10 protein-coding genes, 14 tRNA genes, 1 rRNA gene and 1 riboswitch are annotated in these 15101 nt (G+C 37.2%); of the genes, 2 read left to right on the top strand and 23 right to left on the bottom strand.

The features are described from left to right. Position 1: 1 nt before the first annotated feature. Entirely contained in the window at positions 2-1549 is a 1548-nt protein-coding gene (istA, locus tag HWQ49_RS07295) for an IS21 family transposase (protein ID WP_188206950.1), read from the bottom strand. Positions 1550-1799: 250 nt separating this feature from the next. Here istA and HWQ49_RS07290 point away from each other — a divergent pair, with 250 nt between their 5' ends. Beyond that, positions 1800-1949, top strand: a complete 150-nt coding sequence (locus HWQ49_RS07290) for an Arm DNA-binding domain-containing protein (RefSeq protein WP_188206949.1) — start codon at positions 1800-1802, stop codon at positions 1947-1949. A gap of 95 nt (positions 1950-2044) precedes the next feature. Further along, positions 2045-3163, top strand: a complete 1119-nt coding sequence (locus tag HWQ49_RS07285) for a site-specific integrase (protein WP_188206948.1) — start codon at positions 2045-2047, stop codon at positions 3161-3163. A 437-nt stretch (positions 3164-3600) separates the two neighbouring features. Here the strand turns inward: HWQ49_RS07285 and HWQ49_RS07280 are convergent, their stop codons facing one another. The 22 genes from HWQ49_RS07280 to rrf form a co-directional block, all read right to left on the bottom strand. Then, positions 3601-4023: a cytidine deaminase gene (locus HWQ49_RS07280; protein WP_188206947.1), complete on the bottom strand. Its 423-nt coding sequence runs from the start codon at positions 4021-4023 to the stop codon at positions 3601-3603. A gap of 392 nt (positions 4024-4415) precedes the next feature. Beyond that, positions 4416-4497: transfer RNA gene (locus HWQ49_RS07275), tRNA-Leu, on the bottom strand. Positions 4498-4617: 120 nt separating this feature from the next. Beyond that, complete coding sequence (locus HWQ49_RS07270; RefSeq protein ID WP_188206946.1) at positions 4618-5661, bottom strand: ribonucleotide-diphosphate reductase subunit beta; 1044 nt, start codon at positions 5659-5661, stop codon at positions 4618-4620. 18 nt (positions 5662-5679) lie between these two features. After that, complete coding sequence (locus HWQ49_RS07265; protein WP_188206945.1) at positions 5680-7953, bottom strand: ribonucleoside-diphosphate reductase subunit alpha; 2274 nt, start codon at positions 7951-7953, stop codon at positions 5680-5682. Positions 7954-8104: 151 nt separating this feature from the next. Further along, positions 8105-8298: riboswitch (cobalamin riboswitch) on the bottom strand. A gap of 153 nt (positions 8299-8451) precedes the next feature. Then, positions 8452-9294, bottom strand: coding sequence for a carbohydrate ABC transporter permease (locus HWQ49_RS07260; protein ID WP_188206944.1), 843 nt, complete (start codon positions 9292-9294; stop codon positions 8452-8454). Between the two features lie 18 nt (positions 9295-9312). Beyond that, positions 9313-10206, bottom strand: a complete 894-nt coding sequence (locus HWQ49_RS07255; protein WP_188206943.1) for a carbohydrate ABC transporter permease — start codon at positions 10204-10206, stop codon at positions 9313-9315. Positions 10207-10402: 196 nt separating this feature from the next. After that, positions 10403-11773 carry an ABC transporter substrate-binding protein gene (locus tag HWQ49_RS07250; RefSeq protein ID WP_188207139.1) on the bottom strand — a complete coding sequence of 457 codons (1371 nt, stop codon included), beginning with the start codon at positions 11771-11773 and terminating at the stop codon, positions 10403-10405. 101 nt (positions 11774-11874) lie between these two features. After that, complete coding sequence (gene murQ / locus HWQ49_RS07245; protein WP_188206942.1) at positions 11875-12783, bottom strand: N-acetylmuramic acid 6-phosphate etherase; 909 nt, start codon at positions 12781-12783, stop codon at positions 11875-11877. A gap of 280 nt (positions 12784-13063) precedes the next feature. Then, positions 13064-13137, bottom strand: a tRNA-Cys gene (locus HWQ49_RS07240). Between the two features lie 6 nt (positions 13138-13143). Further along, a tRNA-Gly gene (locus HWQ49_RS07235) sits at positions 13144-13218 on the bottom strand. A 47-nt stretch (positions 13219-13265) separates the two neighbouring features. Further along, a tRNA-Gln gene (locus HWQ49_RS07230) sits at positions 13266-13340 on the bottom strand. Between the two features lie 8 nt (positions 13341-13348). Continuing rightward, a tRNA-His gene (locus HWQ49_RS07225) sits at positions 13349-13421 on the bottom strand. An 11-nt stretch (positions 13422-13432) separates the two neighbouring features. Then, positions 13433-13506: transfer RNA gene (locus HWQ49_RS07220), tRNA-Trp, on the bottom strand. A 19-nt stretch (positions 13507-13525) separates the two neighbouring features. Continuing rightward, positions 13526-13611, bottom strand: a tRNA-Tyr gene (locus HWQ49_RS07215). 9 nt (positions 13612-13620) lie between these two features. After that, positions 13621-13696: transfer RNA gene (locus HWQ49_RS07210), tRNA-Phe, on the bottom strand. A gap of 198 nt (positions 13697-13894) precedes the next feature. Further along, a tRNA-Asp gene (locus tag HWQ49_RS07205) sits at positions 13895-13971 on the bottom strand. 79 nt (positions 13972-14050) lie between these two features. Further along, positions 14051-14127: transfer RNA gene (locus HWQ49_RS07200), tRNA-Met, on the bottom strand. A 219-nt stretch (positions 14128-14346) separates the two neighbouring features. After that, positions 14347-14422: transfer RNA gene (locus HWQ49_RS07195), tRNA-Val, on the bottom strand. Between the two features lie 69 nt (positions 14423-14491). After that, a tRNA-Glu gene (locus HWQ49_RS07190) sits at positions 14492-14566 on the bottom strand. Positions 14567-14576: 10 nt separating this feature from the next. Continuing rightward, positions 14577-14669 (bottom strand) — tRNA-Ser (locus HWQ49_RS07185). Between the two features lie 7 nt (positions 14670-14676). Beyond that, a tRNA-Asn gene (locus HWQ49_RS07180) sits at positions 14677-14751 on the bottom strand. Positions 14752-14791: 40 nt separating this feature from the next. Beyond that, positions 14792-14907: ribosomal RNA gene (rrf, locus tag HWQ49_RS07175) — 5S ribosomal RNA — on the bottom strand. Positions 14908-15101: the final 194 nt, after the last annotated feature.

Below are 15101 nucleotides of genomic sequence, written 5' to 3'. Positions count from 1 at the left end.
TCTAATTACCCCCATAGTAATCAGCTCCACGAGTGAACCCGTAAGAGCTTCCATTATTTTGTTTTGTAGATTTTTTCCGTTCTTCTTTTGTTACTTTTTCCTGTCCGGTTTTTAAAATGGTCTGAATGCTTTTAAGTGTTGGACGATGAGTGTAAGATAGAGTTTTTTCACAAGCCATTTCAAGTCGTTCGATGGAATGTTTATCTCCTAACTTAATTAAACCGAGGCAAGATTTTAACCCTTGCTTTTCAGACTGATAAGAAGCTAATATACTCTCAGCTGTTTTAAAAGTATATTCGCCCACTGATCGAGCCCATTTCAAAACATACTCTTGGTTGAAGTCAATATATTGTTGATGCTCTTTAGGCATATGATCAGGAACGGTAGAAAATTGTCCTGGTTTCCCTGTCAACTTTTTATGAGATGCAATGCGGAGACTTTTGTAGAAGACTTCGATGATATTGCGGGTTACCCTAACATCCACCTGGTGTTTGATATAATCATAAGGGACAGAATAATACATCTTATTAATGTTTATGTGATAATCATATTGTACGGTTGCTTTTTGCCAAGTGGCGATTTCGTACGGTGAAGCAGGCAGAGGGGCCATCGCAAACTTTTCTTCCTCAATATAGGCCGTCTGCCTGTTTCCATCTCTTTTCTGAAAAGGTCTCAAATTATACTCTTTTAACTTTTCATGGATTGCTTTATTTAACTCACTTAATGAAAAGAACGTTTCATGACGTAGAGAGGCGATGATCCAAGTTGATATATGGCCAACAGTCCCTTCAGCACTCGGCTTATCCTTCGGATGACGCACACGTGCAGGAATAATCGTCGATTGATAATGTTCGGCCATTTCTTGATATGTCGTGTTGATGATGGGTTCGGTTCTTGAAGCCTTGATCACACCTGTCTTCAAGTTATCTGGCACAATAACACGGGGAACACCACCGTAAAATTGAAAAGCATTAATATGAGCAGTAATCCAACTCTCGGTGTTCATTGTAAGAAACCCCTCTACATATGAATATTGGCTACAGGGTAATGTAGATACAAATACATAGACTGGGATTGCTTCACCAGTAAGATTATCGGTTAGATGCATGGTTTGCCCAGCCCAGTCGACTTCAAGAATTTCTCCCGGTTTTCGTTTGATACGCATAGTGGCTTTAGTTTTAATCGCATAGTTATGGTAAAAACGACAAAACTGTCGATAACCATATGGGATTTCATTATTCTCTCGACAGTTAAGTGAATACTCATTCCATAACAGCGATAAGGTCACACCAGACTTGGCTAACTCTTTATGAATGTATTCGCAATCTGGCTTTTTTCTGAAATCAATAGACTGATGCTTTTCTGGAAACAATAGATTCTGAATATCTGAATCGGTCAAATTAGTCTCAAACGGCCAAGAAAGGTCCTTTTCTTCGGCCCTATTGACTACATTGCGAATCGTAGTTCTAGAATGCCCACAACTAGATGCTATCCCCCTTTGTGTAACTCCCTGTGCATGGAGCCTTAGTATTTCACGATACTTCACCATGAAAAAACCTCCTATATAGTAGATTTGCACCTTATGGTGCAAGTCTATTATATAAGAGGTTGGGTCTCTCTAAGTCATAGGTGGGTCAAAAATGTGTCATAAGTGGAACAAAAAGATGTCACAGGTGGGTTTATTGCATGTCTTTATTCAGATATATTTTCAAACTCTACTTTGTCAGAGTCTAATATTTAATTTATATTCAAATTACTTAATACAGAAAATTAATAATTCGAAAGGTGAGTGATCAACTATGATTAAAATATTAAAAAGAGGGAATTCATGGCAGTTTAGTGTTATAAGTATTCAAAATGGAAGAAAGAGAATATATAGAAAAAGAGGTTTTCGAACAGCATATGAAGCAAAAGATGCAGCTGAAAAGTTTATTAAAGATAAAGTATAAAATAACGCTAATTAAATCTTATTAAGATAAATCACTAACATTCTTATTCTAAAAATATACTATTAGCTTCTCAAAAATAATAGGGAGTGATAAAAATGGCAGGAGCTCAAAAAAGAGGTAAAACTTTTCAATATTCGGTTAGTTATACGGTAAATGGTAAAACAGAACAATTTAGAAAAGGTGGATTTAGAACTAAAAAAGAAGCACAACTTGCAGGGAATGAAATGGAATTACAAATAAAAAAAGGACATTTACCATCTTCAACACCCTCAAGTCCACAACATATCGATGAATATTTTGAGAAGTGGGTTGAATTATATAAACCTAATGTAGCAGGATCTACAAAATATAATTATAAATATACTCTTAATGCTATAAAAGCACATTTCGGAGATATTCCATTACAAAATTTAAAACGTCATGATTATCAGTTATTCTTAAATAATTTTGGTGCAACTAAGTCTCGTGAAACTGTAGAAAAAGTACATTCACATATTCGTGCTTGCATACAAGATGCTATGGAAGACGAAATTATAAGACATGACTTCACTAGAAAGGCGGAGTTAACTTGGACCATTAAATCAAAGAAACCTATTGAGAAACACTTAAATTATAATGAAAGTCAGAGATTATTAAATAAACTATTTACAATACTTGATTACGGATTAGAATATTATTTAATTTTGTTAGGTTTAACATCAGGGCTACGTTTTGGAGAGTTAGTTGGTTTAACGACAAAAGATTTTGATTTCCAAAGTAACACAATTAATGTTGAAAAAGCATGGGGATATTTGAAACGGTCACCTGAAGGATTTGGACCAACCAAAAACGAGCAATCAAATCGAATTATAAAGATCGACAGAAGAACAATGGAAGCATTTAAAAAGCTTTTTAGAGTTATGCCTTCAAACGTAAACCAATTAGTTTTTTTTAATTCTAATTCAAAATATAAAGTAATATCTAATTCCACTGCAAATAAAAAGTTAAAAGAAATTTTAAAAGAACTGGAAATCAATCCAATCACAATGCATGGATTGCGTCATACTCATGCTAGTGTACTGCTTCATAGGGATGTTTCTATTGATTATGTAAGTGAACGACTAGGACATAGTGATATACAAACAACTTTTAACAAATATGCACATTTATTACAGGAGCGACGTATTGAAGATGAACGTGAGACTATGAATATATTTGAAAGTATGGTGGCATAAATCGTTTAAAAGTTTTAAGTAAAATATTACAATGGAAACTGTATTTAATGCTAGATTTACCAACCTAATGAGTAATGCAATACACACATAATTATCATAGAGTAAACGCTCCGAGCATGTAAACTCAGAGCGTTTATTTTTAAATTAATGAAGCTGTTTGTGTATATAAATTCAATTTTTTATAAATTTTGAGATAAACGAGGCATATTCATAGACGGGCTTTCAACTTTATTCAATAATCTAATATCCATATTGCTTTCCTCTATAAAAAGTAATAATTTAATTTTACCATTTTTTATTTCTCTAAAACGCCCTTTACAGTAAGATTACTGATTAGGCTACTATCACTAAAATATTAACAAAAACCCAATAAACCTTTTTAATTAAAAAAGATCGTCGAAAAGACGATCCTCCTGTTTAACTATTGCCCCGTTCCGTTATTCGAAAAATCCTTCATCTTCGTATGCGCGAGACCAATGATATGGCTGGACTTCTTCCAATGTTTTAAAAAGTAATTGTTTCTCATCATTTGAAACAGATACCGCAACTTTTACATCTCTTCCCCAATAAATTAATCTTTCCTGACAGACCCCACAAGGTGTTAATACCTTAAATTCTCCATTTTCATCATCTCTTACAACACAAATTGAATGAGTAATTTTGGTATTAAATTTATGTGCTTCCAAAATTGCACCTGTTTCTATACATAACTCTGTTGAAGCATTTATGACCTCTGGTGCGACACTTGTCAATATTTCTCCATCGTTAGTGTGCATTGCTGCTGCACCACCCCAACCAGTACGATATCTTTTTTCAATAAGCTCTTTTGCTGCATAATATAATTTTTGTTCAATATTCAACCCTTTTCCTCCTAATATTTCCTCTTCCAGTGCCCAACATAATTGTAACATCTCAAACCATTGTTCAACTAATCCGTCCGTTACACTTCAAATTCGATACAACTCCCCTTTTTATGAATCATATATTAACATAACAGATGACATATTTATTAGCATAAGTATGTTCGTAGTGAGAACCATCTTACTTCTTTTGGATTAACATATTTTTCTAAATCCCTAAAAAGGTAGATAGTAAAAAATGCAAATAACCTTGTGCATTTTTGTGCATTTTAATTTCAAAACATATCTTTTTCTATCGTATTCTTAAAAACAAAAAACACTCACAAACATTGATATATCAACATTTGTGAGTGTTTTATAGTCTTTAAACGAGACCTATATTTACTTGGTAATACCGGTGGTCGGGGTCGAACCGACACTCCGTGAGGAACACGATTTTGAGTCGTGCGCGTCTGCCAATTCCGCCACACCGGCATGTATATAACTTTTTTGCGACAAAAATAATCATATAATAATTTAGAGTTTTTGTCAAGATAAGGTGGTGGAAAGAAGGCTCTGCAATCACGTGACAGAGCCTTCTAACCACTAATATTATTATAATTCATCAAAACCGTTATCATCAGACACTTTCGTATACTGTCTTGATTTTTGCTCGAAGAAATCAGACTTTCCTTCATCTACTTCCTTATACGCTTTAATCCACTTTAATGGGTTTTCTGTCACTCCAGGGAATGGAACCGGTGCACCTAATAGTTTGCAGCGTTTATTGGCTGTATACTGGATATATTCTTCTAACTCGTCCATATGAATGCCATCAATTTTATTGCCAATAATATGACGTCCCCAGTTAACTTCTAACTCTGTTGCTTGTTTAAATGTATCCGTTACAAACTGAATATTTTCCTCTGTGTTAAGTTCCGGATTTTCGTTTAAAGTTTCTTTAAAGATATGGGCAAACAGGTTAACATGTAACAGTTCGTCTCGATTAATATAATTGATCATTGTACTGGTCGATACCATTTTCTGATTTCGTGCTAGATTGTAGAAGAAGGCAAATCCAGCATAGAAAAAGAGCCCTTCTAAAACAACATCATAAACGACTGATTCTATAAAAGCTTGTGGTGACTTTTCATCGACAAAGCGTTCATAACCTTCCGCGATGAAGTTATTGCGTTCTTTTAATACGTCGTCATGCTTCCAGTATTCAAAGATTTCATCCTGTTCTTGTTTATCGACTAAAGATGACAAGATATAAGAATAGGATTGATTGTGAACCACTTCTTGGAATGATAGCACTTGCATTAAAGCAGCTAAACTAGAGTCTGTTAAGTAATCAGCTACTTTTGCCGAATAATCAGTTTGGACCGAATCCAAAAAGGCTAGTAATCCAATAATCTTTTTAAATGACTCTTGTTCTTCTGCTGTTAACTCTGGCCATTGCTTACGGTCATTTGACATATTGATTTCAAATGGCGTCCAGAAGTTGGCAAGCATATTTTTATACATTGGATATGCCCATTTAAAGCGCACATCATCCCAGTTTAAGACGTTTGAGCTTTCCCCGTTAATGATCCCTGTTGAGGCATTCGGTGCATGTAGATCATATAGCTTTCGTTCTTGTAATGATTGGTGATTCATTCCTTTAATCCTCCTCTATTATGATTCACAGCTCTCACAGTCCTCAATGTCAGATGAGGTTGATCTCGTATAATAAGTTGTTTTAAAGCCGGATTTCCAAGCAAACATGTGTAAATCTAGTAACTCTTTTGCTTTAATCGTATTTTTAACATAAAAATTAAATGAAATAGACTGATCAATATGCTTTTGCCTAACCGCATTTTGCTTAATTGTCCAAGTATGATCAATTTCATAGGCGGATTTATAATACCAGAACGTTTTCGGACTTAAATCTGGAGCAGTAACTGGAATTTTATAATCTTTCTTTTCTTCGGAATAAAATTTCTTAAAGATTGGGTCAATACTCGCTGTACTTCCGGCAATAATGCTCGTGCTTGAATTCGGTGCCACTGCCATTAAATATCCATTGCGCATCCCATACTTTTGTACATCCCGCTTAAGTTCGCCCCATACTTCACTATGATAGTCTTTTTGTTCGAAGTAGCTCCCATCATGCCATTTAGAGCCTTCAAATAACGGATAATGACCTTTCTCTTTTGCGAGTTCCATACTGGCCTTAATCGTCAAAAAGGCGATCTGTTCATATAATTGATCAGCATAATCAACTGCTTCTTCTGACTCCCACTTGATCTCTTTCAGTGCCAATAGATGGTGATAACCAAAAGTTCCTAGCCCAACTGCACGGTATTTTTGATTAGTCAGTTGAACTTGTAAAACAGGGATATTGTTTAGATCAATGACATTATCTAGCATCCTCACCTGGATTGGAATTAATCTTTCTAACACTTCATCTGGTATTGCTTTTCCTAGGTTAATACTTGATAGGTTACAAACCACAAAATCGCCTGGAGTCTTCGTGATGATTATTTTACCGTCTTCTGTATATTGTTCTTCTACCGTTGTCGCACTCTGGTTTTGCATGATTTCAGTGCATAGATTAGAACAATAAATCATGCCATTATGTGAGTTTGGGTTTTGACGGTTAGCCTCATCTCGATAGAACATATAAGGCGTTCCTGTCTCTAGCTGACTAATCATAACCCGCTTCATAATTTCAATTGCTGGAACTTTTTCTTTACTAAGATCAGGGTGATTAACGCATTCTTCATACCTCTCTCGAAAGGATCCGGCTCCAGTCTTCTCATCATAGTAATCTTCTAAGCTGTATCCCATCACAGTTCTTACTTCATGAGGGTCAAACAAATACCAGTCTTCTCTCGCATCGACTTTTTCCATAAAAAGATCAGGAAGAGAAACACCTGTAAATAAATCGTGTGTACGCTGTCTTTCATCACCGTTATTTAACTTGGCATCTAAAAATTTAAAAATATCTTGATGCCATATATCTAAATAGACGGCAATAGCACCTTGTCGTTGTCCTAATTGATCAACACTCACAGCGGTATTGTTTAACTGCTTCATCCAAGGCATCACGCCACTTGAAACACCTTTAAACCCTTTAATCGAACTACCATGGGCGCGAATCTTTCCTAAATACACCCCAATTCCGCCACCATTTTTCGACAAATTAGCTATGTCAGTATTCGAATCGTAAATTCCTTGCAAACTATCATCTACTGTATCGATGAAGCAACTAGACAATTGTCCATAAGACTTACCTGCATTCGCTAACGTTGGTGTTGCAACCGTCATATATAAATTACTTAAGGCCCAATAAGCCTCCTTAACGAGCTCAAGACGGTCTTCTTTTGGTTCATTAACCATTAACGTCATGGCAATCGTTAAGAACCTCTCTTGTGGTAATTCAAACACGTTACCATCATGGTCTGTTGCTAAATAGCGATCAGCTAATGTTTTTAAACCAATATAAGTAAACAGGCGATCTTTTTCAGGATCTATTATTTCTCCTAATTCTTTAATTTCTTTTTCTGTATAGTTGTTTAAAATTTGGCCACTATATATATTCATGTCAGTTAATTGCTTATGTAGTTGATCAAAAGGGCCATATTTGTCTGTACTTTGAAACCCTCGATTACTCGCTGCTTGTTTATACAATTGGTTGAGGTAAATATTCGAACAAACATAAGTCCAATCTGGTTCACTCGGGCTTATATTTTCAAGACCTCTTAACAATAGCTCATTAGTGATTTGTTTTTTTGATACCTCTTCTTTACCATGAAGAGCTTCAAACACCTTTATTCCATAGCTAGTAACATCTAAGTGATCAAGATTCGTAGACATCCGGTGAATAAACCGATTAAGTCGTTCCAAATCTAGGAATTCCTCGCCATCGCCATCTGTCACGCGTGTTCTTGCCTTAACTGTCTCCATCTGTCATCCTCCTTAAAATAAAAAAATCGCTTCCTAAGTTGGGGAAGCGAATAAAACGATCTGTCATATTCATATACTTATAGACTAGTTAAATATCAATCTACTGAATATCCACACAGTCGTTTCATTCTCTCAATCCCCGAAGAAAATGTAAACTTTGCTTATGTAGACAGGTCTCCTGACTTACGTTTCAACCTACTTTGGCCCTTCCCTTATAAGTTGCTCTTAACAATCCTTATAAAGTGGTTAACCATTTCGTCCACGCTTACAGTTGCGGGGGCAGTTTTGGACTTTCACCAAATTCCCTATTAAGCCTAAAAAGGCATCTACACAAACGTTTTTACCATATATAGTTTTACTTTAATATTACAACACTATATTTTGTGTTGCTAAAGTCATTATAATAGACTTGTCCTCATGACTTCAAGAGGAATTTTATATAAGATGAAAAAAGTGCTTTGGCCTTAAGACCAAAGCACCCCGTAAATGTTAATATGATTATCCCTTAATGGCCCCTTCTGTCATACCTTGAGAGATACGACGTTGGAAGATCGAGTAAAGAATAATGACTGGAACAATCGCAATAACTAAGCTGGCGAAGAGGACCCCCCATGCATTAGTATATTGAGCTTCATTACTAATAAAGTCAATCGCCAAGGCTAGTGTATAATTTTCACTAGAATCCAAGAAGATTAACGCCATAAAGTATTCGTTCCAGAACTGAATCGAGTTCATAATCGTCACTGTAATAATCCCTGAAGTCGTTAAGGGTGTTACAATTTTCCAAAGCACCCCATATGGTGACATGCCATCCATGGCTGCTGATTCCTCTAATGACTTAGGAATTGTACCCATGAAGCTAGTTAAAACAAAAATCGTAAACGGTAATTGTGAAATGGCATAAACAATTCCTAAACCAAAAATATTATCCAATAAATTAAACTGAGCTAATAAGAAGAATAAAGGAATCCAACCTAGTACCATCGGAATCATCATCGCTGAAATATATAAAGTGAATAACGCATGACTACCTTTAAACTTTACTCGCTCTAAAGCATAAGCTGTTGGGATCGCTAATACAAGGCATAGAACGGCCCCAAAAGCCGTCACTATTAAACTATTAAAAATGCTTGTATCTAAATTATATTCTGTCCATGCTGATACAAAGTTTCCAAATTCAAATGACTCTGGAACCCCCCACGGATTCGCATAAATTTCAGCGTTTGTCTTAAACGCTCCTAAAAACATCCAGAAAATCGGATATAAAACTGCTAATGACCAAAGAATTAGGGGTAATCTGATACCTGATCTAACCAATATTTCACCCACTGTACGTTTCATAATACGTTCCTCCCCTCTTTAATACTCTACTTTTTCTCTTCTGAGTAAGAATTGTAGGATCAATACAGTAACCAGAGATAGAACTAGGATCATTACACCAATAGTTGCTCCATAACCGAAGTTGTATTGGGTGAATGCTTGTTGGTACAGATAGGACCCCATAACATGAGTGGAATTGTTTGGTCCACCACCAGTCATAACTTGAACAATAATGAATGAACCGTTTAATGTTGTAATAACAATATAAAGAATTGAAATCTTAATCTGTGGCCAAATCAAAGGCAAGGTGACATGCCAAAACTGCTGCCACTCTGAAGCTCCATCAATTTCAGCCGCTTCATAATTACTTTTAGATATGTTAGCAATACCACCCATAAGCAGTAACATAAATAACCCTATACCAGCCCAAATCGAAGGTAAGACTAAACTTGGTAAAGCCCATGTTTCACTACCTAGCCACGGTCTCGTCCATTCCTCCAAACCGATAGCCTCTAATCCAGAGTTGACTAGACCAAGGTTCGGGTTGTAAATAAACATCCATAAAATACCGATAACAACAACTGACATGATATTTGGAAAGAAGAAGATAATTCGATAAAATGGCGCTTCCTTGATTTTAAGCTGTGTTAATGCGACCGCAATAAATAATGCCATAACCATAATTCCAAATACTTTTGTAATCACTAGAAAATAATCATGCCAAATGGTTTTCGGAATAATACCGTCATTAAATAATTTCACATAGTTATCTAATCCAACAAATTCTCTTGTTTGTGAAGCCCCTGACCATTCAAATAAAGAATAGTAGAGTCCACTAAACAACGGATATAATGTGAATATAGCAAACATAATAAATGTCGGAACCAAACAGAATGCTAGAAATATGTATTTTTGTTTTTTACTTTGAACCATACAACCACTCTTTTCACTCAAAGATGATTTTTCTATGCTCTTTATAAGCAAATGTCTTAGTTATTTATATTCAGTTAAATCATCATCTTGTACCATAAAATAAGTTATTATTTTAACCCCTTCATCACTTAAACCATGTTAAATAATTGTATGGAATGCAGAAATGGAACACATTCTACATTCCATACATTTTTAATTATTCTTCCTCATCACGATATTCTTCTGCTGCCTCTTCTGCTTCTTCAATAAATTCTTCTGCAGTTATGTTACCTAATAGTAATGAAACTAGAGAGTCACTTAAAGGTGTCTCTAAGTCAGCACTCATTGGATGAGGCTTATAGTAGATCTGAACTTGTTCAGGATCATTAATCATTTCATTAGCTTCGATTAGATATTCAGGTACATTTGGATTCTCAGAAAGATCCACACCCTCAATGTTCATAATCGCACCTGTATGTTCAGAGAATAGCTGCGCATATTCTCTTGTAAATACAAACTCAACAAACGCTTTAGCAGCTTCAGGATTATCTGCTTCTTCTGCAATAGCAAGTGGACGTAAGTCAGGAACAATTGCCATTGGTTCACCTTCTGGGTTCATAGGTGAAGGAATAAAGCCATACTCGAAATCTTCAGGCGTATCCCCTTCCATTTCATTTGGTAACCAGAACCCTACTGGGATAAATGCATTTTCATGTAATAGGAAGTTCATTTGAGACTGTGTATGATTTAGTGCACCAAGACCAGAATCAACATATCCTGCTTCCACCATGTCTTCTACGCCTTGCATAATCTCTACTGCTTCATCAGTTTCCCATGCACCATCTGCACCTTGAATGATGTCAGCTAGAAGCTCATTACCACCATACGCAGCAAATGCTGGGTACAACATACCTCTTGAGAAGTAGTAAGGGTGTTGACCAGTTGTAACAAATGGCTCAATTCCCTCTCCTTCTTGGATATCACCCATTGTGCTCATGAAGCTTTCAAAATCAGATGGTACTTCATAGCCACCTTCGTCGAACAACGCCATATCATACCAAGTACCCCAAGCATCAAATACTAACGGTAAGCTGTATAATTCACCATCAAAGTCAGACGGCTCTGCAATAAAACTATCTAGAATTGGAGAACCATCTTCTAATTCAATCTCTCCTGCCCAATCAGTTAAGTTCATTAACTGACCGTCTTCTACCATTTGAGTCTCACTAGAACCAGCACCATCAATATAAACGACATCAGGTGGGTTACCAGAAACCCAGCGCGATCTCATTTCTTCATTAATACTCGCACCAGCATGTTCAACCACTTCTACATCTGGATACTCGGCTTCAAAGTCACTAATCACTTCTTTCCACCAAGAATCACCATAACCACCAACAAAATACTGGATTTCAAGCTCTCCACTGATCTCACCGTCACCAGATGCTTCACCTTCAGAATCACTGTCTGAATCACCATTTGAATCTCCATTTTCTTCAGTTGAATCTGAATCGCTACCATCATCTATCGGTGCCTCATCTGGTGCACATGCAGCGGCAAAAACCAAAATAGCTATGGCCATTATCATAAGTAAAAAATGACCTTTAAATAATCTGTTCAATTTCTTCTCCCCCTTTAAAACTTATTAATATATGAAACGCATTCATAGTTTTTTACTACGATGCGAATTCACTTCTGATCAAGAGCTAATTGGATAGCTTTACGGACATCTCCATCACTATCATTGATGGCTTGTTGTGCTTGATTAACATCTACACCACTTTTAATCATAACAATTGCCGGTTTAACTTGATTCTTAGTCTCAGAAAGTACCCGATCCGCCTCCTCATATGAAACATTAGTAATATCCATAATAATTCGACGTGCCCGGTTCATTAACTTAAAGTTACTTGCCTGAACATCAACCATTAAGTTTTCATAAACTTTACCTAGCTTCACCATCGTTGTCGTACTGATCATATTCAAAATCATTTTATGTGCAGTAGCCGCCTTCATTCTCGTCGAACCTGTCAACACTTCAGGTCCAACTATCACCTCAATGGCTGTATCCGCATATTCACTAATAAGGGAATGGGGATTACAAGATAATGAAACCGTGTAACTACCAACTTCCTTAGCTTTTTTTAAAGCACCAATTGGATACGGGGTACGACCACTTGCTGTAATCCCAACAATAACGTCATTTTCAGTCACATTTTTATTAAATAAATCTTGTGCACCTTGCTCCTCGTTATCTTCAGAACCTTCCTTAGCTTCAAAGAAAGCTCCCATTCCACCAGCCATTAATGTCTGAACCATTTCGGGGTCAGTCATAAATGTTGGAGGACATTCTGAAGAATCAAGTACACCCAATCGACCACTAGTACCCGCACCTACGTAAATTAAGCGTCCTCCTCTGCTTAACCTTTCATAAATATTTTCTACTGCTTCATTAATTTGCGGTAAAACCTCTTCAACAGCTTTTTCAACTTTCTTATCTTCCTGATGGATAATCTTTAGTATATCCATGGTAGGTAGCTGATCAAGATTCATACTATTTTCGTTTCTTTGCTCTGTTAATAAATTTGATAGTTTCATTGATATAGAAGACTCCTTAAACATTAATAATAAAGCGCTTACATATAATGTATAAAAAAATAACCTCAAACATATAACCGAATATAATTACCTGAAAATTTACTCTAATTATAACGTGATTGATTTTTTCTGTCAAACTAATTTAAATGATTTTAAAATAATATTTCAGAGCCATTCTAGAACCATAGTAATATGTACAACAAAAAAGCTGGTAGGCAGTTAAAAGGTTAACTGTCTACCAGCTTAGGTTTATTATAAATTATGTATTATTAATAAATTATGGAGGCGGCAACCGGATTCGAACCGGTGATAAAGGTTTTGCAGACCTCTGCCTTACCACTTGGCTATGCCGCCAATTAATGGAGCGGAAGACGGGATTCGAACCCGCGACCCCCACCTTGGCAAGGTGGTGTTCTACCGCTGAACTACTTCCGCATTATAATTATGATTAAAATATAAAAATGTGATAAATAAGAATAAAATGGCTGGGCCACCAGGATTCGAACCTGGGAATCACGAGACCAAAACCCGTTGCCTTACCGCTTGGCTATGGCCCAATAAAAAGGGCGATCGGTGGGAATCGAACCCACGAGTGCCGGAGCCACAATCCGGTGCGTTAACCCCTTCGCCACGACCGCCATATAAAAAATGGCAGGGGTAGTAGGAATCGAACCCACATCAAAGGTTTTGGAGACCTTCGTTTTACCATTAAACTATACCCCTACGTTTATATTAAAAGAAATGGTGGAGGGGGACGGATTCGAACCGCCGAACCCAAAGGGAGCGGATTTACAGTCCGCCGCGTTTGGCCAACTTCGCTACCCCTCCATTGATAAATGGTGGCTCGGGACGGAATCGAACCGCCGACACACGGATTTTCAGTCCGTTGCTCTACCGACTGAGCTACCGAGCCATAAATGAAGTGAAAACTTTATTCACTCTAGATACCTTGTGAGTAAACAGTGCTCACAGAATTAGCAAAATCAATGATGGTTACTTGCTCGCAAAGCTACTCAGATGAATTTTCATGAGGTTTACGCTTAGCTACCGAGCCATAAATGAAGTGAATAAATACTGATTTTATTAATTTATAATATGGTGCAATTTAAAATGGCGGTCCGGACGGGACTCGAACCCGCGACCTCCTGCGTGACAGGCAGGCATTCTAACCAACTGAACTACCGGACCTAACTGTTGTGTCTAAACCAAGGAGTCATTTATTTTATTCTCTTAACGTATGATGGTCAAATAGAATGAATAAATAATTTGGTTGCGGGGGTAGGATTTGAACCTACGGCCTCCGGGTTATGAGCCCGACGAGCTACCAGACTGCTCCACCCCGCGATATTGACTGTGATTCATATAGTAGCTGAACCCAGACGACATAAATTTAATTGACTGCTCGTCGCTTTGTAGCGATACATTGTAGCTATGTGCTCCTCGCAAACCTGCGAAGATGTTGTTTCATTGTTGCGGGTTTGCTCCACCCCGCGATATTGACTGTGATTCATATAGTAGCGAACCCAGACGACATAAATTTAATTGACTATTTAGTTTTTAAAATGGTGGAGGATGGCGGGCTCGAACCACCGACCCCTTGCTTGTAAGGCAAGTGCTCTCCCAGCTGAGCTAATCCTCCGGGACGTAAGTCTATATTTTCTATATGATTTCGATCTTCTTTATCTCACATAGATGATTGAAAGAATAGTGGTGACCCGTACGGGATTCGAACCCGTGTTACCGCCGTGAAAGGGCGGTGTCTTAACCACTTGACCAACGGGCCATTTATAATATGGCGGAGAGCGAGGGATTCGAACCCTCGAGACCGCGGTAGCGGCCTACACGATTTCCAATCGTGCTCCTTCGACCAACTCGGACAGCTCTCCAAAATAATGGCTCCAGCGGCAGGATTCGAACCTGCGACCAATTGGTTAACAGCCAACTGCTCTACCACTGAGCTACGCTGGAATATGATTAAACTGTCCACGAAGGAGAATGGTTAATATATGCCCGGCAGCGTCCTACTCTCGCAGGGGAAAAACCCCAACTACCATCGGCGCTAGAGAGCTTAACTGCTGTGTTCGGCATGGGAACAGGTGTGACCTCTCTGCCATTACCACCGGACATATTCATTTGTAATTCTCTCAGGTTTTCCTGCGACAAATTATATTATATTCACCTTCGAGTAAAAATGCAAGTGCATAATTGAAATTTTTAATGATAATTTCAATTAACATATGTAAGGTGAAGCACCTTCAAAACTAGATAAGAGATGATCCAAGTCGAAACGCAAACGTCTTTCACGTTTTGTTGAAGTT

Source organism: Alkalibacillus aidingensis (assembly GCF_014595945.1).
GTDB lineage: Bacteria > Bacillota > Bacilli > Bacillales > Alkalibacillaceae > Alkalibacillus > Alkalibacillus aidingensis.
The sequence above is the reverse complement of the archived record's forward strand: the minus strand, read 5'-3'. Positions and strand labels throughout refer to the sequence as shown.

Bases quoted from the DNA above. Each gene is read 5' to 3' on its own strand.
- istA (WP_188206950.1), bottom strand. From the start codon at position 1,549: ATGGTGAAGTATCGTGAAATACTAAGGCTCCATGCACAGGGAGTTACA.
- HWQ49_RS07290 (WP_188206949.1), top strand. From the start codon at position 1,800: ATGATTAAAATATTAAAAAGAGGGAATTCATGGCAGTTTAGTGTTATA.
- HWQ49_RS07285 (WP_188206948.1), top strand. From the start codon at position 2,045: ATGGCAGGAGCTCAAAAAAGAGGTAAAACTTTTCAATATTCGGTTAGT.
- HWQ49_RS07270 (WP_188206946.1), bottom strand. From the start codon at position 5,661: ATGAATCACCAATCATTACAAGAACGAAAGCTATATGATCTACATGCA.
- HWQ49_RS07265 (WP_188206945.1), bottom strand. From the start codon at position 7,953: ATGGAGACAGTTAAGGCAAGAACACGCGTGACAGATGGCGATGGCGAG.
- HWQ49_RS07260 (WP_188206944.1), bottom strand. From the start codon at position 9,294: ATGAAACGTACAGTGGGTGAAATATTGGTTAGATCAGGTATCAGATTA.
- HWQ49_RS07255 (WP_188206943.1), bottom strand. From the start codon at position 10,206: ATGGTTCAAAGTAAAAAACAAAAATACATATTTCTAGCATTCTGTTTG.
- HWQ49_RS07250 (WP_188207139.1), bottom strand. From the start codon at position 11,773: ATGATAATGGCCATAGCTATTTTGGTTTTTGCCGCTGCATGTGCACCA.
- murQ (WP_188206942.1), bottom strand. From the start codon at position 12,783: ATGAAACTATCAAATTTATTAACAGAGCAAAGAAACGAAAATAGTATG.